Origin of the sequence: Burkholderia sp. EMB26 (genome assembly GCF_024730645.1) — a bacterium.
GTDB classification, from domain to species: domain Bacteria; phylum Pseudomonadota; class Gammaproteobacteria; order Burkholderiales; family Burkholderiaceae; genus Burkholderia; species Burkholderia cenocepacia.
In genome coordinates, this window is sequence record NZ_CP078071.1 from 2,871,729 (window position 1) to 2,893,246 (window position 21,518).

Here is a 21,518-nt window from a genome sequence, read left to right on the forward strand (position 1 = left end):
CGCACCCCGCACCCGACACTATCGTCCGCATTGAAAAAGCCTATTGGGTGATGCGAACGCGAGCGCCTAGATTGAAGAGCACGATGCGCGCCCGGCGCACGCATCGTTCCCCACATATCTGATCGGCCCGGCGTCGCACGTGGCCGCGCCGACTCGAACGGAGGCGCAAATGGCTCAACTCAAGGGCAGCAAAACCGAAGAGAACCTGAAGGCCGCATTCGCGGGCGAATCGCAGGCGAATCGACGCTATCTGTATTTCGCTTCGAAGGCCGACGTCGAGGGGCAGAACGACGTCGCCGCGCTGTTCCGCTCGACCGCCGAAGGCGAAACCGGCCATGCGCACGGCCATCTCGAATACCTGGAAGCCGTCGGCGATCCGGCCACGGGCTTGCCGTTCGGTTCGTCGCGCCTGAATCTCGAATCGGCGATCGCCGGCGAAACGCACGAATACACCGACATGTATCCGGGCATGGCGAAGACCGCGCGCGACGAAGGTTTCGACGAAATCGCGAACTGGTTCGAGACGCTCGCGAAAGCCGAACGCAGCCACGCGAACCGCTACACGAAGGCGCTGGACAGTCTCGTCGACTGACGAGCCGCCGCGGGCCGCACGGCATCGCCGTGCGACCGGCCCGCAGCCGGCCGTTCGTTCCGTCGCCGCCCGCAGCGCGCGGGCGGTGCGCTTGCGCACATGCGCGCCACGCGGGAGCGTCCCATGCCCCACAAGGAAGGCAGTCTCGAAGCGCCGACCCGGCATCCGCTCGACTGGCAGTCCGAAGCGTTCTACGACCAGGCCGCGATCGATGCGGAAATGACGCGTGTATTCGACATCTGCGCCGGCTGCCGGCGCTGCGTGTCGCTGTGCGGCGCGTTTCCGGCGCTGTTCGACCTGGTCGACGACACGCCGACGGGCGACATCGAGGAAGTGCCGAAGGCCGCGTTCGGCAAGGTCGTCGACCAGTGCTATCTGTGCGACCTCTGCTACATGACGAAATGCCCGTACGTGCCGCCGCACGCATGGAACGTCGATTTCCCGCACCTGATGCTGCGCGGCAAGGCCGCGCGTTACAAACGCGGCGAAGCGACGTTGCGCGACAAGGTGCTGTCGAATACCGATGCGCTCGGCCATTTCGCGGGCATTCCGGTCGTCACGCAGGCGGTCAACGCGGTGAACCGCACGCCGCCCGCGCGCCACGCGCTCGAAGCGGCGCTCGGCGTCGATCGTCATGCGTGGCTGCCGGAATTCGCGCCGCGCAAGTTCCGGCGCGCCGCCAGACGTTCGGACAACCCGCCCGTGCGCGACGGCGAACGCACGCCCGGCAAGGTCGCGATCTATGCGACCTGCTACGTGAACTTCAACGAGCCGGGAATCGGCCACGACCTGCTCGCGATCCTCGCGCACAACGAGATCCCGTACGAACTCGTCGCGCGCGAAGCGTGCTGCGGGATGCCGCTGCTCGAGCAGGGCAATCTCGACGGCGTCGCCGCGAAGCAGGCCGTCAACATCCCGGTGCTCGAACGCTACGCGCGCGACGGCTATGCGCTGATCGGCGCGATTCCGAGCTGCGTGCTGATGTACAAGAGCGAGCTGCCGCTGATGTTCCCTGATGACGCAGCCGTGCGCGCGGTGGCCGACGCGTTCTGGGACCCGTTCGAATACGTGATCGCGCGGCATCGCGACGGACTGCTGAAGACCGATTTCAAGACCGGCCTCGGCACCGTGTCGTATCACGTGCCGTGCCATGCGCGCGTGCAGAACATCGGCCGCAAGACGGCCGATGCGCTGTCGCTCGTGCCCGATACGCGCGTGAACGTGGTCGAGCGTTGCTCGGGCCACGCGGGCACGTTCGGCGTGAAGAAGGCATTTCATGCGGAGGCGATGCGGATCGGCGCGCCGGTGTTCAAGGCGATGGCCGAGCCGCAGCCGGACGTCGTGTCGTCCGACTGCGCGCTCGCCGGCCATCACATCGTGCAGGGCATCGACGAAAAGGGGCTGCCGCACGCGCCGCTCGCGCATCCGCTGACGCTGCTGCGCCGCGCGTACGGCATCTGAGCCGCTGCCGGCCATCCACGAGGACATCCATGACGCTGACCCGCGACTCCCTGCTGACGCTCGAAGCGTACGCGAAGATCCGCAAGGCCGAACACGCGCGGCTCGTCGCGTACAAGCGCCGTCGCGCGGTGGCGCTTGGCAACCACCTGCGTTTCCTGTTCGAGGACGAGACGACGATCCGCTATCAGATCCAGGAGATGCTGCACATCGAGAAGATCTTCGACGAGGCCGGCATCGAAGGGGAGCTCGACGCGTATCTGCCGCTGGTGCCCGACGGCACCAACCTGAAGGCGACGATGCAGATCGAGTACGAGCATGAAATCGAACGGCGCGCGGCGCTCGCGCGGCTGATCGGCGTGGAGGATCGCGTGTACCTGCGGGTCGACGGGCACGCGAGCGTCTACGCGATCGCCGACGAGGATCTCGAGCGCGACAACGCGGAGAAGACGTCGGCCGTGCACTTCGTGCGCTTCGAGTTCGATGCGCCGATGCGCGCGGCGCTCAAGGGCGGCGCGGCGCTGTCGATCGGCTGCGATCACCCGGCCTACACGATGCCGCCGCAGCGGGTGGACGCGGACGTGACCGCGTCGCTGGCCGGCGATCTGCGCTAGCGCCAGGGCCTCCCCGCGCCGCGTGCCGCGCACGCGGGCTTGCGCTTTTCCGTTCCGACCCGAGGAAACCCGCGCCCCGCGCCGTCCGGCGCGGCCGTGCGGCGCTCGCCGCGAAAATGTAACAAGCGTGACGGATTTGCATGCGGGGACACATTGGGCGCGCGGCGTCAGCGTGTTTTCATCACTCGCAGAGAAACAATAAAGAGATTGTGCATGAAGATAATTTGATTCAGCGAAATTTGAATGATTTACCGATTCGTGAATATCTTGTTACGAATTTTCCCCTGATTTACCGATTTTCTGAGGCTATTCCGGGCGGTGTTGCCGCCAGGGGTCGGAGCAGCCCGAAACCGCCTGTTTCAGCGCATTCTTCAGACGCTGCGGAGCCCCGCCGGACGGGCCTTTGCAGCCATCGGCATAAAGATCTCGCAAAAAAATTCAAGCGTAAATGGATTGCCCGCCCATGGCAGGTTGTTTCAGTGCGTAACATTAAGTCATTGTCATATTGAGATAAACCCTAGGGATGGTATGCTTCGTGCACAAAAATTCCCACATTGGAGTGAGACCGCGATTTGTGCGCCATTGCCGGGAATCGCGGCACCGTGAAAGTGCGGTGTCGCCCGGTATGCACAACGCCGGATAACCATAATGTGCAACCTGGCCGCCCCGCGACGCGATGTGTCGCGACGGCGCCGCCAATCGCAGCCCCGGCCTGGCTGCGTGGAGAGATCGACTATGTTCTTCGATGAGCTTAACGATGAAGAGTGGTTTCGCCTTTCAGCGCTGATCGCCGATGAACCCATCCGGCTGAACCGTCGCGGGCGTCCACGCGCCGAACCGCGTGTCGTCGCCAACGCGGTGCTGTGGATCCTGACGACCGGGGAAGCCTGGTCCAAGCTGCCCGGTCGCTATCCGTCCGGGCCGACGTGCCGTCGTCGCTACGAGGAGTGGCTCGCGAACGGCACGCTGCTGCAGATGATCGACGTGCTGACCCAGTTCAGCGGGCGCACGTTCGCGTATATTCCGCCGCCGCCGGAGGCCGTCGTGCCGGCTCGCCGCGCGGAGCCCGTGCCCGACAACGATCGTCTGCGTGGCGTGTTCTGGCAAAACCCCGAGTCGTGGCAATTGCCGGTTGCGCAGGCAAACGTTTGGGAGGGCGAGGGTGCGTCGTTGAGCACGATGTCGGCCGACCAGGTGGACGGCCGCGCCGACGTGTCGTTCTCGGTGCCCGGCGCGCCGGCCACGGAACTGCGCCATGCGCGGGCGTCGTCCGCGAGCTTCTCGTCGGCCGAGCCGCAGATCGACGAGTATCGCGGCTATACGATCAGCGGCACCGCGCAGCCCGTGCAGAACCTGATGTATCGCGCGTGGGCCGAGATCTCGCAGGACGACCGGCGCGTCGAACGCTCGGGCCTGATCGGCCCGCGATTCACCGATGCCGAGGAAGCCGAGCAGTATGCGCTCGACTGGGCGCGTCAGTGGATCGATCGCCACGGTGCGAGCGACGCGCCGGCGCGCGAGCCGCAAGGCGAAGTGCTGGCCGGTTTGTCGGCGCTGGCGCGTGCGGAATCGGACATCAAGCGCTTCATCGCCGAGCGTCGCGCGGGTGCGTTGTCGGAAAGCCGCAACGATCCCGTGCAGTCGGAGCGTCGCGAATACGCGTATCGCGTCGGTTGATCGTCGTCCCCGCGCGACGCGCGGGCCGTCGTGTGCCACGATGCCCGCGCCGCGCGCCCGTCCGGTTTTTCCATCATGTCCGTATTGCCCGGGCGCCGCCGTCGAAGCGGCGCCCGTGGGTGCATGGCGCGTTACTGCCGGCCGTAGGTATCGTCGAAGCGGACGATGTCGTCCTCGCCGAGATACGCACCCGACTGCACTTCGATCAGTTCGAGCGGCATCTTGCCCGGGTTCTCCAGGCGGTGCGATACGCCGAGCGGAATGTACGTCGATTCGTTTTCGGACAGCAGGAACGTTTCGTCGCCGCGCGTGATGCGCGCGGTGCCGCGCACGACGATCCAGTGTTCGGCGCGGTGGTGGTGCATCTGCAGCGACAGTTGCGCGCCCGGCTTCACGACGATGCGTTTCACCTGGAAGCGCTCGCCGGTGTCGACCGAGTCGTAGTGGCCCCACGGACGATGGACCTTGCGGTGATCGGTCGCTTCGGTGCCTTGTCGCGCCTTGATGTGCCCGACGATCTTCTTCACGTCCTGCACGCGCGATTTGTCCGCGACGAGCACGGCGTCGGGCGTTTCGACGACGACCAGGTTCTGCGTGCCGACGCACGCGACGAGGCGGCTTTCCGAATGCGCGAACGTCGATTCGGCGCCTTCGAACAGCACGTGGCCGCGGCCGACGTTGCCGGTCTCGTCCTTCGCCGAGATCTGCCAGATCGCGTCCCACGAACCGACGTCCGACCAGCCCGCGTCGAGCGGCACGACCACGCTCTCGCACAGTTGCGGCTGGCTCGCGAGCGGCTCCATCACCGCATAGTCGATCGAGTTCGACGGCGACGCGGCGAACGCGTCGCGATCGACGCGGAAGAAATCGCCATCGTCCCGGCCCTGGGCGACGGCCTGTTCGCAGGCTGCGTAGATCGCGGGTTCCAGCTGCCGGATCGCCTTCAGCCAGACCGACGCGCGCACGATGAAGATGCCGCTGTTCCACCAGTATTCGCCCGACGCGACGTACTGCTGCGCGAGTTCGAGGTGCGGCTTCTCGACGAAACGGTCGAGGCGGCGCACGTCGAGGGTGCCGGTCCCGGCGTCGCCGAGCGGCGCGCCGACGCGGATGTAGCCGTAGCCGGTCTCCGCGTGCTTGGGCACGATGCCCATCGTCGCGATCTTGCCTTGCGCGGCGCAGTGCACGCCGGCCGCGACGGCCGCGTGAAAGCGCGGCAGGTCGGCGACCGCATGGTCGGCCGGCATCACGGTCATCACCGCATCGTTGCCGTCGGCGACGAGCCGGAGCGCGGCGAGCGTCAGCGCGGGCGCGGTGTCGCGGCCGAGCGGCTCGAGCATGATGGTCGCGCGCTTGGCCGTCAGACGCAGCTGTTCGGCGGTCGTGAAGCGATGATCCTCGCCGCATACGATCAGCACGTCGTCGTTCAGCGGGTGATCGGCCGTCAGGCCGTCGAGGCGCAGCGCGGTCGACTGCAGCAGCGAATGATCGCCGAGCAGGCCGATCAGCTGTTTCGGGAAACGCTCGCGCGACATCGGCCACAGGCGCGTGCCGGAACCGCCGGCAAGAATCACGGGCTGCACGGCGAGACGCATACCGACGGCGGGCGTACCGGCGCCGGGCGTGCCGACGGCGGTTGCGGCGGAAGAAGAATGGCGCGTTTCGGCGGCCACTGCCGGAGCATTCATGATGACACTCTCCACGGTTGAAGTCAGTGCCTGTCGTTGTAGCATGAAGTAAATCGACAATAAAACCGGACCCAATGCCGAATATCCGCCACGCATTCATCCGGAAGAATTTTCCTCGATGGCATCGGCTGGAAATAAAAAAATAAAAAATAATTCCGATCGCCGGTCGGATGTGCCCGCCCGCAAAGGGTGCACGGCAAGCGTAACGATTCTGAAAAAATCCCTGTTTCTGCCCGATTCGGGAAAACCTGCCGATTTAATTAAAAAAGATCGCGGCAAGAATTTCCGATTATTTTTCGAAATACTTGTGCGCTTGAGGGGGAATTTTCTTGTCGCTTCAATAGCGTCATGCAACGTTTGAATCGAAGGTGCGGCACGGGTCGCACGAGGAGCTGTTCGGCAAACGCCTGTTCAAAGAAGAGGAAACGGACATGTTGAGCGTGCTGGCGAGAGTCATCGATATCGCGATGGTCGTGACGGGCGCGCTGATCGCGGCCGCGCTGCACGACGGCAGCATCGGGCTCAGCGACCTGCAGCGCACGACGGTGCTGTTCGACTGCCTGCTGGTCGTCGTGTTCTTTCCGGCCGTCGGCATCTACCAGTCGTGGCGCGGCAAACGTCTCGTCGGGCTGATGGGGCGTGTCGCGTTCGCGTGGCTCGCGGTCGAGCTCGCGGGCATCCTGATGAGCTTCAGCTTTCACCAGTCGGGCGACCTGTCGAGGCTGTGGCTGGGTTACTGGGCGCTGGTGACGATGGCGCTGCTCGCCGGCTCGAAGGCCTGCGTGCACGTCGTGCTGCGGCAGTTGCGCCGCGGCGGCTACAACCTGAAGGCGGTCGCGATCGTCGGCGGCACGCCGGCGGCGCGGCGGCTGATCGCGCAGATGCGGGCGCGGCCGGAAGCCGGCTTCAACCCGGTGTGCGTGTACGACGAAAGCGAGGCGCCGGGCGAAGTCGCGCTCGACGACGTGCGCATCGAGCGGCAGTTCGAATCGCTGGTGTGGCTGGTGCGCAGCCGCGCGATCAGCGAGCTGTGGCTCACGCTGCCGATCACGGAGGAGCGCCGGATTCACCAGATCGTGACGGTGTTTCGCCACGACTTCGTGAACATCCGCTTCATTCCGGACGTGCGCACGCTGTCGTTCTTCAATCAGGAAGTGGTCGAGGTGCTCGGCGTGCCGGCGATCAACCTCGCGGCGTCGCCGATCACCGACGTGCGGATCCTGCCGAAGTTCGTGTTCGACCGGCTGTTCGCGCTGGCGGCGCTCACGGCGCTCGCGCCGGTGATGGTGCTGATCGCGGCGCTGATCAAGCTGACCTCGCGCGGGCCGGTGTTCTTTCGGCAGAAGCGCAAGGGCATCGACGGGCACGAGTTCGAGATCTACAAGTTTCGCTCGATGAAGGTGCATCAGGAAGTGGCCGGGCAGGTCACGCAGGCAACCAAGAACGACTCGCGCGTGACGCCGGTCGGCCGGTTCCTGCGCCGCACGAGCCTCGACGAGCTGCCGCAGTTCATCAACGTGCTGAAGGGCGAGATGTCGGTGGTGGGGCCGCGCCCGCATGCGCTCGCGCACGACGACATCTACAAGGATCTGGTCAAGGGCTACATGTTCCGCTACCGGATCAAGCCCGGCATCACCGGGTGGGCGCAGATCAACGGCTTTCGCGGCGAAACCGACCAGATCGAGAAGATGATGGGCCGCGTGAAGCTCGACCTGTACTACATGCAGAACTGGTCGTTCTGGCTCGACATCAAGATCGTCGTGCTGACGCTGTGGAAAGGGTTCACCGGCAGCAACGCGTACTGACACCGACGCGCTGCGTCACGCAGGCATTCCGGTTTTACGAATTTCGAATCATTGGTCAAGGGGTCCGACACATCATGAATCTGACTATCATCGGCAGCGGTTACGTAGGGCTTGTCACCGGCGCCTGTCTCGCCGACATCGGGCACGACGTGTTCTGTCTCGACGTCGACCAGGCGAAGATCGACATCCTGAACGACGGCGGCGTGCCGATCCACGAGCCGGGCCTGAAGGAAGTCATCGCGCGCAACCGTTCGGCGGGCCGCCTGCGCTTCTCGACCGACATCGAGGCCGCGGTCGCGCACGGCGACGTGCAATTCATCGCGGTCGGCACGCCGCCCGACGAGGACGGTTCGGCCGACCTGCAGTACGTGCTCGCGGCGGCGCGCAACATCGGCCGCTACATGACCGGCTTCAAGGTGATCGTCGACAAGTCGACGGTGCCGGTCGGCACGGCCGAGCGCGTGCGCGCGGCGGTCGCCGAGGAGCTCGCGAAGCGCGGCGGCGACCAGATGTTCTCGGTCGTGTCGAATCCGGAATTCCTGAAGGAAGGCGCGGCCGTCGACGATTTCACGCGGCCGGATCGCATCGTGATCGGCTGCGACGACGACGTGCCGGGCGAGCGCGCCCGCGAGCTGATGAAGAAGCTCTACGCGCCGTTCAACCGCAATCACGAGCGCACGCTGTACATGGACGTGCGCTCGGCCGAGTTCACGAAGTACGCGGCGAACGCGATGCTCGCGACGCGCATCTCGTTCATGAACGAGCTGGCGAACCTCGCCGACCGTTTCGGCGCGGACATCGAGGCCGTGCGCCGCGGGATCGGCTCCGATCCGCGCATCGGCTACCACTTCCTGTACGCCGGCTGCGGCTACGGCGGCTCGTGCTTCCCGAAGGACGTCGAGGCGCTGATCCGCACGGCCGACGAGCACGGCCAGTCGCTGCAGATCCTGAAGGCCGTGTCGTCGGTCAACGCGACGCAAAAGCGCGTGCTCGCCGACAAGATCGTCGCGCGCTTCGGCGAGGACCTGAGCGGCCGCACGTTCGCGCTGTGGGGCCTCGCGTTCAAGCCGAACACCGACGACATGCGCGAGGCGCCGAGCCGCGAGCTGATCGCCGAGCTGCTGTCGCGCGGCGCGCGCGTCGCCGCGTACGACCCGGTCGCGCAGCAGGAAGCGCGCCGCGTGATCGCGCTCGATCTGGCCGATCACCCGAGCTGGCTCGAACGCCTCACCTTCGTCGACGACGAGGCACAGGCCGCGCGCGACGCCGACGCGCTCGTGATCGTCACCGAATGGAAGGCGTTCAAGAGCCCCGACTTCGTCGCGCTCGGCCGCCTGTGGAAGACGCCGGTGATCTTCGACGGCCGCAACCTGTACGAGCCGGAGACGATGAGCGAGCAGGGCATCGAGTACCACCCGATCGGCCGGCCGGGCTCGCGCCAGGCAGTCGCCGCCCGCGTGCCGGGCGCTGCGCGCGCCAGCGCGTAACCCGCTTTCCGTCACTCGTTACGAGACGCCATGTTCCGGAACATCCTGATCGTCTGCCACGCGAACGTCTGCCGCAGCCCGGCGGCGGAAATGCTGTTCAAGTCGCACGCCGCGTCGCGCGGCGGCCCGCGTCCGACGTTCCACTCGGCCGGCGTGCACGCGAACGACGGCGACGGCATCGATCCGGTGATGCGGCAACTGCTGGCCGAGCGCGGCGTCGATGCGACGACCCACCGCTCGCGGCGGCTGTCGCGCCGGATCGTGCGCGACGCCGACCTGATTCTCGTCAGCGAGCGCCGACAGATCGCGGCCGTCGAAGCGGTCGATCCGTTCGCGCGCGGCAAGGTTCACCTGCTCGGCAAGTGGGAAGGGGCCGAGATTGCGGACCCGCACGGCGGCCCGGAGGCCGACTACCGCGAGAGCTACTCACTGATCGAACGTCTGGTTCAAGGATGGCTACAGAAACTATGCTGAAACGCCCGATGCGCCCGGTGGCGCTTGCCGTCGCGCTGACGACTTTCGTGTCAGCCTGTGCAACCGCGCCCGGCAACTACCTCGACTCGTCGAACCTGAAGGACGAAGGCCGGCAGGAAGCGGCCGAAACCTATCCGGTTCATTACATCGACGCCAAAGTGGTGATGGACCAGCTGCAGAAAGCGCAGGTCGATCACCCGCTGCCGCCGGGACGTTACACCGATCCGTCGCAGTACACGTATCGCGTCGGCCCGCAGGACATCCTCGGCGTCACCGTGTGGGATCACCCGGAGCTGACGACGCCGCAGGGCCAGTCGTTCTCGAGCGGCGGCAACACGACGCAATCGGTCGCGGGCGCGCTGCAGCAGCCGTATACGACCGCGCTGCCGGGCCAGGCCGATCCGTACGGCCAGACGGTCGCCGCCGACGGCACGATCTTCTTCCCGTTCGTCGGCCGCATCCGCGTGGCGGGCAAGACGGTCGCGCAGATCCGCGACGAGATGGCGTCCAGCCTCGCGCGCTACGTGAAGAATCCGCAGCTCGACGTGCGCGTGCTGTCGTTCCGCAGCCAGAAGGTGCAGGTGACGGGCGAGGTCAAGCAGCCGGGCCCGCTCGCGGTGAGCGACGTGCCGCTCACGCTCGTCGACGCGATCTCGCGCTCGGGCGGCTCGACCGCCGAGGCCGACCTGCAGCGCGTGCGCCTGACGCGCGACGGCAAGCTGTACACGCTCGACGCGAACGGCGTGCTCGATCGCGGCGAAGTGAAGCAGAACGTGATGCTGCAGCCGGGCGACATCGTCAACGTGCCGGACCGCAGCGACAGCCGCGTGTTCATCATGGGCGAGGTCAAGACGCCGGTCACGGTGCCGATGCTCAAGGGCCGGCTGACCATCGCCGATGCGCTGACCGCGGGCGGCGGGATTCTCGACACCGATGCGAACCCGCGCAAGATCTACGTGATGCGCGGGATGCGCGACAACCCGACGAAGCCTGAAGTGTTCCGTCTCGACATGACGCAGCCCGACGCGCTGATGCTGTCGAGTCGCTTCCCGCTTCAACCGCTCGACGTCGTCTACGTCAGCACGGCCAGCTCGGTGCAGTTCAACCGCGTGCTGCAGCAGGTGCTGCCGACGATCCAGACGATCTTCTACATGCGGCAAATCACGCGCTGATAGCCCGCCGGGGTGGCGTCCGCCCCCCGGCACCACTCAAGCGGGAACGAATGGTGAACACGCAAGCGAAACACTCCTACGCGGACCTGACCGCGAAGACCGAGGAAGAGGACGTCGTCCTCGGCCAGTTGCTCCAGGTCATCATGGACGACATCTGGCTGCTGCTCGGCATCGCGGTGACGGTCGTCGCGCTCGCCGGCCTCTACTGCTTCATCGCGAAGCCGGTCTACCAGGCGGACGTGCACGTGCGGGTCGAGGGCAACGACAATACGTCGCAGGCGCTCACGCAGACGCAGACGGGCGCGTCGATCAACAGCGGCCCGCAGCAGGCGCCGACCGACGCGGAAATCGAGATCATCAAGAGCCGCGGCGTCGTCGCGCCGGTCGTCGACCAGTTCAAGCTGAACTTCACGGTCGCGCCGAAGACGCTGCCGGTGATCGGCAGCCTCGCCGCGCGCCTCGCGACGCCGGGCGAACCGTCGCGGCCGTGGCTCGGCCTGAAATCGTATGCGTGGGGCGGCGAACTCGCCGACATCGACACGATCAACGTCGTGCCGGCGCTCGAAGGCAAGAAGCTGACGCTGACGGCCGGCCCGAACGGCACCTATTCGCTGGTCGACGAGAACGGCACGCGGCTGCTGGCGGGCCGCGTCGGCGAATCGGCGCAGGGCGGCGGCGTGACGCTGCTCGTGCAGAAGCTCGTCGCGCGCCCCGGCACGCAATTCACGGTGGTTCGCTACAACGATCTCGACGCGATCAGCGGGTTCCAGGCCGGCATCCAGGTGAGCGAGCAGGGCAAGCAGACCGGCGTCGTGCAGATCTCGCTCGAAGGCAAGGACCCGGACCAGACCGCCGCGATCGCGAACGCGCTCGCGCAGTCGTACCTGAACCAGCACGTGGTCGCGAAGCAGGCCGAAGCGACCAAGATGCTCGACTTCCTGAAGGGCGAGGAGCCGCGCCTGAAGGCCGATCTCGAACGCGCGGAGGCCGCGCTCACGCAATACCAGCGCACGTCGGGCTCGATCAACGCGAGCGACGAGGCGAAGGTCTACCTCGAAGGCAGCGTGCAGTACGAGCAGCAGATCGCCGCGCAACGCCTGCAGCTCGCGTCGCTCGCGCAGCGCTTCACCGATTCGCACCCGATGGTGATCGCCGCGAAGCAGCAGCTCGCGGAGCTGCAGGGCGAAAAGGACAAGTTCAGCAACCGCTTCCGCAGCCTGCCGGCGACCGAGGTGAAGGCCGTCCAGCTCCAGCGCGACGCGAAGGTCGCCGAGGACATCTACGTGCTGCTGCTGAACCGCGTGCAGGAACTGTCGGTGCAGAAGGCCGGCACGGGCGGCAACATCCACCTGATCGATTCGGCGCTGCGTCCGGGCGCGCCGGTCAAGCCGAAGAAGGTGCTGATCCTGTCGGCCGCCGTGTTCCTCGGTCTGATCCTCGGCACGGGCGTCGTGTTCCTGCGCCGCAACCTGTTCCAGGGCATCGAGGACCCGGACCGCATCGAGCGCGCGTTCAACCTGCCGCTGTACGGGCTGGTGCCGCAAAGCGCCGAGCAGGTGAAGCTCGACGCGGCGGCGGAGAAGGGCGGCAGCCGTGCGCGGCCGATCCTCGCGAGCCTGCGTCCGAAGGACCTCAGCGTCGAGAGCATGCGCAGCCTGCGCACCGCGATGCAGTTCGCGATGATGGACGCGAAGAACCGCGTGATCGTGCTGACCGGCCCGACGCCGGGCATCGGCAAGAGCTTCCTGACGGTCAACCTCGCGGTGCTGCTCGCGCATTCGGGCAAGCGCGTGCTGCTGATCGACGCCGACATGCGCCGCGGGATGCTCGACCGCTACTTCGGTCTCACCGTGCAGCCGGGCCTGTCCGAGCTGCTGAGCGATCAGTCGCCGCTCGAGGAAGCGGTCCGCGAGACGCCGGTGCAGGGCCTGTCGTTCATCGCGGCCGGCACGCGTCCGCCGAACCCGTCGGAGCTGCTGATGTCGACGCGCCTGCCGCAATACCTCGAAGGGCTCGGCAAGCGCTACGACGTCGTGCTGATCGATTCGCCGCCGGTGCTGGCGGTGACCGACGCGACCATCATCGGCCGCATGGCCGGCTCGACCTTCCTCGTGCTGCGCTCGGGCATGCATACCGAAGGCGAGATCGCCGATGCGATCAAGCGCCTGCGCACCGCGGGCGTCGATCTGGAAGGCGGGATCTTCAATGGCGTGCCGCCGAAGGCGCGCGGCTACGGCCGCGGCTATGCGGCCGTGCACGAATACCTGAGCGCGTGACCGGGTCGCGCGAAACCGGGCCGGCGCCACGCGCGCCGACCCGGCCGACTGGAGAACCTCGAATGAAAATTTCCGTGCTCGTTCCGACCTATCGGCGTCCCGCCGACCTCGCGCGCTGCCTGCTGGCGCTGCAGCGGCAGCAGCGGCTGCCCGACGAGGTGATCGTCGTCGCGCGCCCGGAGGACGACGCCACGCACGAACGGCTCGCCGATCCGGCGGTCGGCGGCGCGCTGCCGCTGCGCCTCGTGCCGGTTGACGTGCCGGGGCAGGTCGCCGCGCTGAACAAGGGGCTCGACTCGGCGAACGGCGACATCGTCGCGATCACCGACGACGATGCGGCGCCGCGTCCCGACTGGCTCGCGCGCATCGAAGCCGCGTTCCTGTCCGATCCGCGCGTGGGCGCGGTCGGCGGACGCGACTGGGTGCACGAGAAAGGCCGCGTGCTCGACGAATCGAGAGAGCTCGTCGGCCAGCTCACGCTGTCCGGCAAGATCGTCGGCAATCATCACCTCGGCGTCGGCGGCGCGCGCGAAGTCGACATGCTCAAGGGCGCCAACATGAGCTACCGGCGCGCGGCGATCGAACGGCTGCGCTTCGACACGCGGCTGCGCGGCGCCGGCGCGCAGGTGCACAACGACATGGGCTTCAGCATGCACGTGCAGCGCGAAGGCTGGAAGCTCGTCTACGACCCGTCGATCGCGGTCGATCACTTCCCGGCCGAGCGCTTCGACGACGACCGGCGCGATGCCGCGTCGCTGAACGCGATCAGCAACGGCGCGTACAACCTGCATCTGATCCTGCGCGAGCATCTGCCGCCGCTGCGGCGCGAGATCGCGTGGTGGTGGTGGACGCTGGTCGGTACGCGCGTCTATCCCGGCTTCGCGCACGTGCTGCTGTCGCTGCCTGGCGCCCGGCGCGAGCGTGTGCTCGCGCACTGGCGCGCGGTGCGCCGCGGCGCGCGCGATGCGCGCCGCACGAATCTCGCCCCCCACCGTGCGGCGATGCCGCCGGTGACGTCTTGAACGGCCCGCGCGCACCGCGCGCGGCCCCCTCCGGAGGGCTCGCATGACCACGAAGGCTGCAACGAAAGTCCACGTCCATCTGTTCCACGGCGCCGATCCGCGTACCTACCGGAAAGGCGACGACATCGGCTGCCTGTACGGCTATCACCACGCCGAATCCGACGAATTCCGGCTGACCTATTCGCAGGACGGCGCTGAAAACCGCGTCGTGAGCGTCGCGCGCCGCGCGCTGAAGGCGGCGCTCGGCTTCGACGTCGTGCATGCGTGGCGCAATCGCGCGGCGTTGCTCGATACCGACGTGATCTGGACGCATACCGAGCAGGAGCATCTGGCTGCCGCGTTGATCCTGAAGCTCGCCGGTGAGCAGGGCAAGCGCCCGCTGCTGCTCGCGCAGAGCGTGTGGCTGTTCGACAAGTGGGGCAGCTTCGGCGGCCCGCGCCGCTGGCTCTACCGCAAGCTGATCGCGCGCGCCGACGCGCTGACCACGCTCGCCCGCGACAACGCCGACCTGTGCCGCCGCTATCTCGGACGCGACGCCGAGTTCGTCTACTACGGGCTGAACACGCAGGATTTCCCGCCGGTCGACCCGCAGCAATGGACGCCGAACCGGCCGTTGCGGATCGCGGCGATCGGTAACGACCGCGACCGCGACTGGCGCACGTTCCTCGCCGCGTTCGGCGGCGACGCGCGCTACGACGTGCGGCTCGCGACGCGCCGCCGCGTGCCGCGCGAATGGCACGCGCCGAACGTGAAGATCGGCCCCGCGTCGGGGCTCGCGAAGCAGCATGAACTGTACGCGTGGGCCGACGTGATCGTCGTGCCGCTGCGGCCGAATTTCCACGCGTCCGGCATCACGGTGATGCTCGAGGCGGCAGCCGTCGGCAAGCCGATGATCGTGTCCGACGTGGGCGGCCTGAGCGACTACTTCCCGCACGATACGGCCGCCTACGTGCCGGCGTTCGACGCGCAGGCGATGCGCCAGGCCGCCGATCGCTTCGTCGCCGATCCGGTGGCGGCGCTCGACTGCGCGCGGGCGGCCGCCGCGTGCCTGCGCGAGCGCGACCTGACCACGCAGGCGTTCGCCGAGCAGCACGTGCGGATCACGCGCGACATGCTGCGCCGGCGCCGCACGCCCGCGGCGGCCGGCGTCGCGATGCCGCTCGCGGATTCGCGTCCGTCGTCGCGCTGAGAGCGGATCGATGAGTACGATTGCCGCCGAACGTGCGCCGTCGCGCGCCCGCAGCTGGTTCGCCGAGCCGAAGCACTGGGCCGGCCAGGCCGGGCTGTGGACGTTTACCGCCGCGCTGATCGCCATCCACCAGGGCAAGGTGCTGACGCTCGCGTTCCCGGTGCTGGCCATCGCGGTCGGCATCTGGCTGTATTTCAAGAGCCCGGCGCGCTATGTCGGCTTCATGTGGTGGGTGTGGTTCCTGAGCCCGGAGGTGCGTCGCCTGGCCGACTGGTCGAAGGGCGCGTTCACGCCGACGAGCCTGATCCAGGTGGCGCCGCTCGCGGTGACGATGATCGCCGGCCTGGGGCTGCTCAGGCATTACCGCGTGCTCGCGCAGCGGCGCGGCATCCCGGTGCTGCTGATGCTGTTCGGGCTCGCGTATGCGTACCTCGTCGGGATCGTGTCGAGCGGCGTGATGGCCGCGACCTACGATCTCGCGAACTGGGTGTACCCGGTGCTGATCGGCTTCCACATCATGGTCAACGCGCGCGACTATCCCGAGTATCGCGACGTGCTGCTGTCCACGTTCATGTGGGGCATGCTCGTGATGGGCCTGTACGGCATCGTGCAGTACTTCGTGATGCCGCAGTGGGACGTGCTGTGGATGATCGGCTCGGACATGGGCTCGCAGGGCGAGCCGGTGCCGTACGGCGTGCGCGTGTTCAGCACGATGAACTCGTCCGGCCCGTTCGCGTTCGCGATCATGGGCGCGCTGGTGTTCGTGTTCGCGGCGCCGCAGAAGATCCGCTGGTTCGCCGGGGCGGCCGGCTTCGTGTCGTTCGCGCTGTGTCTCGTGCGCTCGACGTGGGGCGGCTGGGTGATCGCGCTCGCGATCCAGCTCGTGCAATCGAGCAACCGCGTGCGGATGCGGATCCTGATCAGCGGCGTCGTGCTGGTCGGGCTGTGCGTGCCGCTGCTGACCGTCGGGCCGGTGGCCGACCGGCTCGGCGCGCGCCTGCAGTCGATCACGAACCTGAAGGACGACCGCAGCTACGACGACCGCAACAAGTTCTACGCGACCTTCGCGCAGACGGCGTTCACCGACGTCGCCGGCGAAGGGATGGGCGCGACCGGCGCGTCCACGAAGCTGTCGAGCGACAGCGGCGAACTCGGCAAATACGGCAGCTTCGACAGCGGCGTGATGAACGTGCCGTTCGTGCTCGGCTGGCCCGGCACGCTGCTGTATCTCGCCGGCGTCGTGATGCTGTTCGGCCGCACGCTGCGCGCGGCGTTCAAGTTGCGCCAGGACAAATTCGTCGCGGCATGCCTGAGCCTGTGCCTGTCGACCTTCGCGATGCTCGTGTTCACGAACTCGCTGATCGGCACCGGCGGCCTGCTGATGTTCACAGCCATTTTTTCGATACTTGCCGCGGCGCACTGGCAGAAGGCGCAACGCCTGCTGGCCGCCGCGCGTTCACGGGGAGGCGACCATTGAGAATCGCGATCGTCACGCACGTCGTGCGACATAACGACGGGCAGGGCCGCGTCAATTACGAAATCGCGCGCGCGGCGCTGGCCGAAAACTACGAGGTCACGCTGGTCGCGTCGCACGTCGCGCCCGAGCTGCTGGCCGACCCGCGCGTGCGCTGGGTGCCGGTGAAGGTCGGCGGCTTCTGGCCGTCGAATCTCGTCAAGCAGCAGGTGTTCGCGGTGAAAAGCGCAGCGTGGCTGCGCGCGCACCGCGGCGAATACGACGTGCTGCACGTGAACGGCTTCATCTCGTGGATCAAGGCCGACGTGAATACCGCGCACTTCGTGCACGGCGGCTGGTTCAAGAGTCCGTACTATCCGTTCGGGCCCACCAAGGGGCTGTGGTCGGCTTACCAGTACGTCTATACGCGCGTGAATACCGTGCTCGAGCGCTGGGCGTACAAGCGTTCGCGCGCGATTACCGCGGTGTCGCAGAAGGTGGCCGACGAGATTGCCGGGCTCGGCATCGACAGCCGCAAGATCAGCGTGATCTACAACGGCGTCGACGGCAGCGCGTTCGCGGGCGCGCAGGCCGACCGCGCGGCATTCAAGCTGCCGGACGACGCGTTCCTGCTGCTGTTCGTCGGCGACCTGCGCACGCCGCGCAAGAACCTCGGCACCGTGCTGAAGGCGCTGACGAAACTGCCCGCGAACGTGCATCTGGCGGTGGCCGGCTATCTGCCCGGCAGCCCGTATCCGGAAGAAGCGCGCGCGCTCGGCATCGATTCGCGCGTGCATTTCCTCGGTCTCGTGAAGAACATGCCGACGCTGATGCGCTCGGTCGACGCGTATGTGTTTCCGTCGCGCTACGAAGCGATGAGCCTGTCGCTGCTGGAGGCGATGGCGGCCGGGCTGCCGGTCGTCACCGCGCGCACGGCGGGCGGCGCGGAAATCATCACGCGCGAATGCGGGATCGTGCTGGAGGACCCGGACGATCCCGCCGCGCTCGCGCAGGCGATCGGCGCGCTCGCGGCATCGCGCGACACCTGTCGCGCGATGGGCGACGCGGCCCGCGAACTGATGACCCGTTTCGGCTGGGCGCACATGGGCGCCCAGTACGTCGCGCTTTACCGGCGCATCGGCCAACCCACGCAGCCGTCCGCCTTCGAGCGGGTCGAGCATGCAATCACGCAGGAGCAACCGTGATGTCCCAATCTTCCCGGCCGATCAAATCGTTGCAGATCGGCATGCACTGGTTTCCCGAACGCGCGGGCGGCCTCGACCGGATGTACTACTCGCTCGTCGGCGCGCTGCCCGGCGCGGGCGTCGAGGTGCGCGGGCTCGTCGCCGGCTCGCCGAAGGTCGCCGACGACACGGGCGGGGCGATCCAGGGTTTCGGTCCCGCGTCGGAGCCGCTCGCGCGCCGGATGCTCGCCGCGCGGCGCGCGCTGCGCGACGAGATCCGCAGCGCGCGGCCGGACGTGATTTCGTCGCACTTCGCGCTGTACACGTTCCCGGGGCTCGACGTGACGCGCGGGATTCCGCAGGTGTCGCACTTCCAGGGGCCGTGGGCCGACGAAAGCCAGGTCGAGGGCGCCGCGTCGCTCGGACAGCGCGCGAAGCGCTATCTCGAACAGGCCGTCTATACGCGCTCGTCGCGGCTGATCGTGCTGTCGCAGGCATTCGGCCAGATCCTGACGAACCGCTACGGGATCGATCCGTCGCGCGTGCGTGTGATCCCGGGCTGCGTCGATACCGCGCAGTTCGACACGCCGCTCACGCCCGCCGAGGCGCGGCACAAGCTGCAACTGCCGCAGGACCGGCCGATCGTGCTGGCCGTGCGCCGGCTCGTGCGGCGCATGGGGCTGGAGGACCTGATCGATGCGATCGGCCTCGTCAAGCGCCGTCACCCGGACGTGCTGCTGCTGATCGCCGGCAAGGGCAAGATCGGCGAGGAACTGCAGCAGCGCATCGACGAAGCGGGGCTGCAGGACAACGTGAAGCTGCTCGGTTTCGTGCCCGATCATCATCTCGCGGCGTTGTATCGTGCGGCGACGGTCAGCGTCGTGCCGACGGTCGCGCTTGAGGGCTTCGGCTTGATCACCGTCGAATCGCTGGCGTCCGGCACGCCGGTGCTGGTCACGCCGGTCGGCGGGCTGCCGGAGGCGGTCGCCGGGTTGTCGAACGATCTGGTGTTGCCGTCGACGGGCGCCGACGCGATCGCGGAAGGGCTCGGCGGTGCGCTGTCGGGCGCGATCGCGCTGCCCGACGAGGCCGCGTGCAAGCGCTATGCACGCGATCATTTCGACAATGCGGTGATCGCGCGCCGCGTGGCCGGCGTGTACGAGGAGGCGATTCAGGCAGCAGGCTGAACGCCCGCGGCGCGCCGCCGAACCGCAGCGGAACCGACGCGGAACCGCAGCGGAACCGACATGCGCCGCGACGTTGCCGGCGCGCCAGCTTCTCCGCCGCGGGGGTGCCCCAAGCCGAACCGAAGCGGAATCGCAGCGGAACCGAAAGCCCCACCGACGCGCGTGCGCGGCCGGTTCGCGTGCCGGCCGCCCGCCGAGGGCGGACCGGCGTTTCCCGTTCGATCAGCATGGCCGTCGCGCCTCATGCGCGCCGCAGCGTCGCGGCCCACACCCCCAACGCGGCCACGCTCGCCCCCACGCAGAGCACGCAGACGCTCGATCAGCATGGCCGTCGCGCCTCATGCACGCCGCAGCGTCGCGGCCCACACGCCGAGCGCGGCCACGCTCACCGCCGCACCGAGCACGCAGACGCCGGTCCAGCCGGCGCGCGCGTACATCATCGTCGCCGCAATCGCACCGAGCCCGCTGCCGGCCGAATAGAACAGCATGTAGCAGCCGACGAGGCGCGCATGCGCGTCGGGCCGCGCGCCGAGAATCATGCTCTGGTTGACGACGTGCACGGCCTGTCCGCCGACGTCGAGCAGCACTATGCCGACGATCAGCAGCGCGATCGACGTATTGCCGAACGCGAGCGGCAGCCACGCGCATGCGAGCAGCGCGAGTGCGGCGCCGGTCGTCGCTTCGCCGCGCCCGCGATCCGCGAGCCGGCCCGCGCGGGCGGCGGCCGCCGCCCCGAGTGCGCCGACGAGGCCGAATGCACCGATCTGCGTGTGCGACATCGCGTGCGGCGGCGCGCTCAGCGGCAGCACGAGCGCGCTCCAGAAGATGCTGAACGCCGCGAACATCAGCAGCGCGATCGCGCCGCGCACGCGCAACACACGTTCATCGCGCAGCAGCGCCACCATCGACCGCAGCAGCGCCGCGTAACCGATGCGTTCGCGCGGTTCGCGCATCGCGGGCAGCAGCCGCGACAGCACGACCAGCATCGCGATCGCGAGGGCGCCCGATACGAGATAGACGGCCCGCCACCCCGCGATGTCGGTGACGACACCCGCCAGCGAGCGCGCGGCCAGCAGCCCGACCACGACGCCGCCTTGCGCGGCGCCCACCACGCGCCCGCGTTCGCCTGCGCCGGCGAGAGCGGCCGAGCACGCGATCAGTCCTTGCGTCATCGCGGTGCCGAGCAATCCGACCGCCACCATTCCCGCCAGCAGCGCGATGCGTGTCGACGCGGCGGCCACGCCGATACAGGCCGCGGTCAGCAGCAGAAGCTGCACGGCGATCAGGCGCTTGCGGTTCAGCAGGTCGCCAAGCGGCACGACGAACAGCAGCGCGAGCGCGCAGCCCAGCTGCGTCGCGGTGACGACGCCGCCGACGGCGGCCAGCGATACGCCGAAATCCTGCGCGATCGAATCGAGCAGCGGCTGCGCGTAGTAGACGTTCGCGACGCTCGCCGCGCAGCAGACGGCCAGCAGCACGACACGCGCCGACGACAGGCGGGCGCCCTCAGCCGGATGGATCGCGCCGGTTGGCGCGTTCGATGCAACGGTGCCGGAATGGCAGGACGATTCCATGGGTTGCCTCACGCAATGTAGTTGCAATTTGAAACTGGTTTGGAGTGTAGGGAAAGTAGTTTTAAAATGCAACCTGTTGGGTGACGGGCCAGCGGCCCGTGCCCGGATGGCCGGCATGCCTGCGAAGGCGGCCGGCGTGATTGCGGAGAGCAACATGGCCAGGCAGAAAAGTCTTGCGGATTCGCCGTGCCCGGTGGCGCGCGCGACCGATATCGTCGGCGATCGCTGGGCGTTGCTGATCGTGCGCGATGCGTTCGACGGCGTGCGCCGCTTCGGCGATTTCCGCGCGAGCCTCGGCGTCGCGAGCAACATCCTGTCCGACCGGCTGAAGATGCTGGTGGACGCGGGCGTGTTCGACGTCGTGCCGGCGTCCGACGGCACCGCGTATCAGGAGTACGTGCTGACCAAAAAGGGCGAGGGGCTGTTTCCGGTCATCGTGATGCTGCGGCAGTGGGGCGAGGCCAACCTGTTCGCGCGCAGCGAGCGGCATTCGGTGCTGATCGATCGCGGCACCGGGCGCGCGATCCGCAAGCTCGCGCTGTGGCACGACGACGGCCGGCCTTTGAAGGCGGCTGATACGGTCGTGAAGAAGATCGATGACGAAGCGGGCGCGGCGCGTCGGTGAGCGTCATGCGCGAGGGTCGTGCCGTCGGATGGCATTCGGCG

The 21,518-nt window shown here is 67.8% G+C and carries 17 protein-coding genes; 15 read left to right on the top strand and 2 right to left on the bottom strand.

Translation table 11 applies throughout. The features are described from left to right. Nucleotides 1-169: 169 nt before the first annotated feature. The 4 genes from KU887_RS29695 (at nt 170) to KU887_RS29710 (ending at nt 4,341) form a co-directional block, all read left to right on the top strand. Complete coding sequence (locus KU887_RS29695) at nt 170-592, top strand: rubrerythrin family protein (protein ID WP_006497294.1); 423 nt, start codon at nt 170-172, stop codon at nt 590-592. A gap of 123 nt (nt 593-715) precedes the next feature. After that, the gene (locus KU887_RS29700; RefSeq protein WP_006482946.1) at nt 716-2,053 is read left to right on the top strand and encodes a heterodisulfide reductase-related iron-sulfur binding cluster; all 1,338 of its coding nucleotides are present in this window, start codon (nt 716-718) and stop codon (nt 2,051-2,053) included. A gap of 29 nt (nt 2,054-2,082) precedes the next feature. Continuing rightward, a complete protein-coding gene (locus KU887_RS29705; protein WP_006482947.1) occupies nt 2,083-2,664 on the top strand; it encodes a DUF3501 family protein in 582 nt (193 codons plus the stop codon). A gap of 735 nt (nt 2,665-3,399) precedes the next feature. Further along, nucleotides 3,400-4,341 (top strand): DUF6566 family protein, encoded by a 942-nt coding sequence (locus KU887_RS29710; protein WP_006482942.1) that lies wholly within the window; start codon nt 3,400-3,402, stop codon nt 4,339-4,341. Between the two features lie 131 nt (nt 4,342-4,472). On the opposite strand, the gene KU887_RS29715 is transcribed toward KU887_RS29710, so the two are convergent. Beyond that, the gene (locus KU887_RS29715; protein WP_034202645.1) at nt 4,473-6,029 is read right to left on the bottom strand and encodes a mannose-1-phosphate guanylyltransferase/mannose-6-phosphate isomerase; all 1,557 of its coding nucleotides are present in this window, start codon (nt 6,027-6,029) and stop codon (nt 4,473-4,475) included. Between the two features lie 431 nt (nt 6,030-6,460). On the opposite strand from KU887_RS29715, the gene KU887_RS29720 reads away from it, so the two are divergent. From KU887_RS29720 to KU887_RS29765, 10 genes are all read left to right on the top strand, one after another. Beyond that, entirely contained in the window at nt 6,461-7,834 is a 1,374-nt protein-coding gene (locus tag KU887_RS29720; RefSeq protein WP_034203384.1) for an undecaprenyl-phosphate glucose phosphotransferase, read from the top strand. A gap of 74 nt (nt 7,835-7,908) precedes the next feature. Beyond that, nucleotides 7,909-9,321: a UDP-glucose/GDP-mannose dehydrogenase family protein gene (locus KU887_RS29725; protein WP_006497289.1), complete on the top strand. Its 1,413-nt coding sequence runs from the start codon at nt 7,909-7,911 to the stop codon at nt 9,319-9,321. A gap of 30 nt (nt 9,322-9,351) precedes the next feature. Further along, nucleotides 9,352-9,795, top strand: a complete 444-nt coding sequence (locus tag KU887_RS29730; RefSeq protein WP_006482944.1) for a low molecular weight protein-tyrosine-phosphatase — start codon at nt 9,352-9,354, stop codon at nt 9,793-9,795. Next, the gene (locus tag KU887_RS29735; protein WP_258258456.1) at nt 9,789-10,967 is read left to right on the top strand and encodes a polysaccharide biosynthesis/export family protein; all 1,179 of its coding nucleotides are present in this window, start codon (nt 9,789-9,791) and stop codon (nt 10,965-10,967) included. The genes KU887_RS29730 and KU887_RS29735 overlap by 7 nt, the downstream gene beginning before the upstream one ends. A gap of 50 nt (nt 10,968-11,017) precedes the next feature. After that, a complete protein-coding gene (locus KU887_RS29740; RefSeq protein WP_258256680.1) occupies nt 11,018-13,243 on the top strand; it encodes a polysaccharide biosynthesis tyrosine autokinase in 2,226 nt (741 codons plus the stop codon). 62 nt (nt 13,244-13,305) lie between these two features. Next, on the top strand, nt 13,306-14,265 hold the full coding sequence (locus KU887_RS29745) for a glycosyltransferase family 2 protein (RefSeq protein ID WP_006482934.1): 960 nt from the start codon (nt 13,306-13,308) through the stop codon (nt 14,263-14,265). A 43-nt stretch (nt 14,266-14,308) separates the two neighbouring features. Further along, nucleotides 14,309-15,454 (top strand): glycosyltransferase family 4 protein, encoded by a 1,146-nt coding sequence (locus KU887_RS29750; protein WP_060268356.1) that lies wholly within the window; start codon nt 14,309-14,311, stop codon nt 15,452-15,454. A 10-nt stretch (nt 15,455-15,464) separates the two neighbouring features. Then, on the top strand, nt 15,465-16,931 hold the full coding sequence (locus tag KU887_RS29755; RefSeq protein WP_006482820.1) for an O-antigen ligase: 1,467 nt from the start codon (nt 15,465-15,467) through the stop codon (nt 16,929-16,931). Continuing rightward, the gene (locus KU887_RS29760) at nt 16,928-18,112 is read left to right on the top strand and encodes a glycosyltransferase family 4 protein (protein ID WP_258256681.1); all 1,185 of its coding nucleotides are present in this window, start codon (nt 16,928-16,930) and stop codon (nt 18,110-18,112) included. The genes KU887_RS29755 and KU887_RS29760 overlap by 4 nt, the downstream gene beginning before the upstream one ends. Continuing rightward, on the top strand, nt 18,112-19,278 hold the full coding sequence (locus KU887_RS29765) for a glycosyltransferase family 4 protein (protein ID WP_006482818.1): 1,167 nt from the start codon (nt 18,112-18,114) through the stop codon (nt 19,276-19,278). Before KU887_RS29760 ends, KU887_RS29765 begins: the two co-directional genes overlap by 1 nt. A 338-nt stretch (nt 19,279-19,616) precedes the next feature. Here the strand turns inward: KU887_RS29765 and KU887_RS29770 are convergent, their stop codons facing one another. Further along, nucleotides 19,617-20,852, bottom strand: coding sequence for an MFS transporter (locus KU887_RS29770; protein ID WP_212111750.1), 1,236 nt, complete (start codon nt 20,850-20,852; stop codon nt 19,617-19,619). Between the two features lie 154 nt (nt 20,853-21,006). Between KU887_RS29770 and KU887_RS29775 the strand changes: the two genes are divergently transcribed. Further along, nucleotides 21,007-21,477 carry a helix-turn-helix domain-containing protein gene (locus tag KU887_RS29775; protein ID WP_212111761.1) on the top strand — a complete coding sequence of 157 codons (471 nt, stop codon included), beginning with the start codon at nt 21,007-21,009 and terminating at the stop codon, nt 21,475-21,477. Nucleotides 21,478-21,518 lie beyond the last annotated feature (41 nt).

Coding starts and splice junctions, on each gene's coding strand:
- KU887_RS29705 (WP_006482947.1), top strand. CDS start 2,083: ATGACGCTGACCCGCGACTCCCTGCTGACGCTCGAAGCGTACGCGAAG.
- KU887_RS29730 (WP_006482944.1), top strand. CDS start 9,352: ATGTTCCGGAACATCCTGATCGTCTGCCACGCGAACGTCTGCCGCAGC.
- KU887_RS29695 (WP_006497294.1), top strand. CDS start 170: ATGGCTCAACTCAAGGGCAGCAAAACCGAAGAGAACCTGAAGGCCGCA.
- KU887_RS29735 (WP_258258456.1), top strand. CDS start 9,789: ATGCTGAAACGCCCGATGCGCCCGGTGGCGCTTGCCGTCGCGCTGACG.
- KU887_RS29745 (WP_006482934.1), top strand. CDS start 13,306: ATGAAAATTTCCGTGCTCGTTCCGACCTATCGGCGTCCCGCCGACCTC.
- KU887_RS29750 (WP_060268356.1), top strand. CDS start 14,309: ATGACCACGAAGGCTGCAACGAAAGTCCACGTCCATCTGTTCCACGGC.
- KU887_RS29715 (WP_034202645.1), bottom strand. CDS start 6,029: ATGAATGCTCCGGCAGTGGCCGCCGAAACGCGCCATTCTTCTTCCGCC.
- KU887_RS29700 (WP_006482946.1), top strand. CDS start 716: ATGCCCCACAAGGAAGGCAGTCTCGAAGCGCCGACCCGGCATCCGCTC.
- KU887_RS29765 (WP_006482818.1), top strand. CDS start 18,112: ATGTCCCAATCTTCCCGGCCGATCAAATCGTTGCAGATCGGCATGCAC.
- KU887_RS29775 (WP_212111761.1), top strand. CDS start 21,007: ATGGCCAGGCAGAAAAGTCTTGCGGATTCGCCGTGCCCGGTGGCGCGC.
- KU887_RS29770 (WP_212111750.1), bottom strand. CDS start 20,852: ATGGAATCGTCCTGCCATTCCGGCACCGTTGCATCGAACGCGCCAACC.
- KU887_RS29755 (WP_006482820.1), top strand. CDS start 15,465: ATGAGTACGATTGCCGCCGAACGTGCGCCGTCGCGCGCCCGCAGCTGG.
- KU887_RS29710 (WP_006482942.1), top strand. CDS start 3,400: ATGTTCTTCGATGAGCTTAACGATGAAGAGTGGTTTCGCCTTTCAGCG.
- KU887_RS29725 (WP_006497289.1), top strand. CDS start 7,909: ATGAATCTGACTATCATCGGCAGCGGTTACGTAGGGCTTGTCACCGGC.
- KU887_RS29740 (WP_258256680.1), top strand. CDS start 11,018: ATGGTGAACACGCAAGCGAAACACTCCTACGCGGACCTGACCGCGAAG.
- KU887_RS29720 (WP_034203384.1), top strand. CDS start 6,461: ATGTTGAGCGTGCTGGCGAGAGTCATCGATATCGCGATGGTCGTGACG.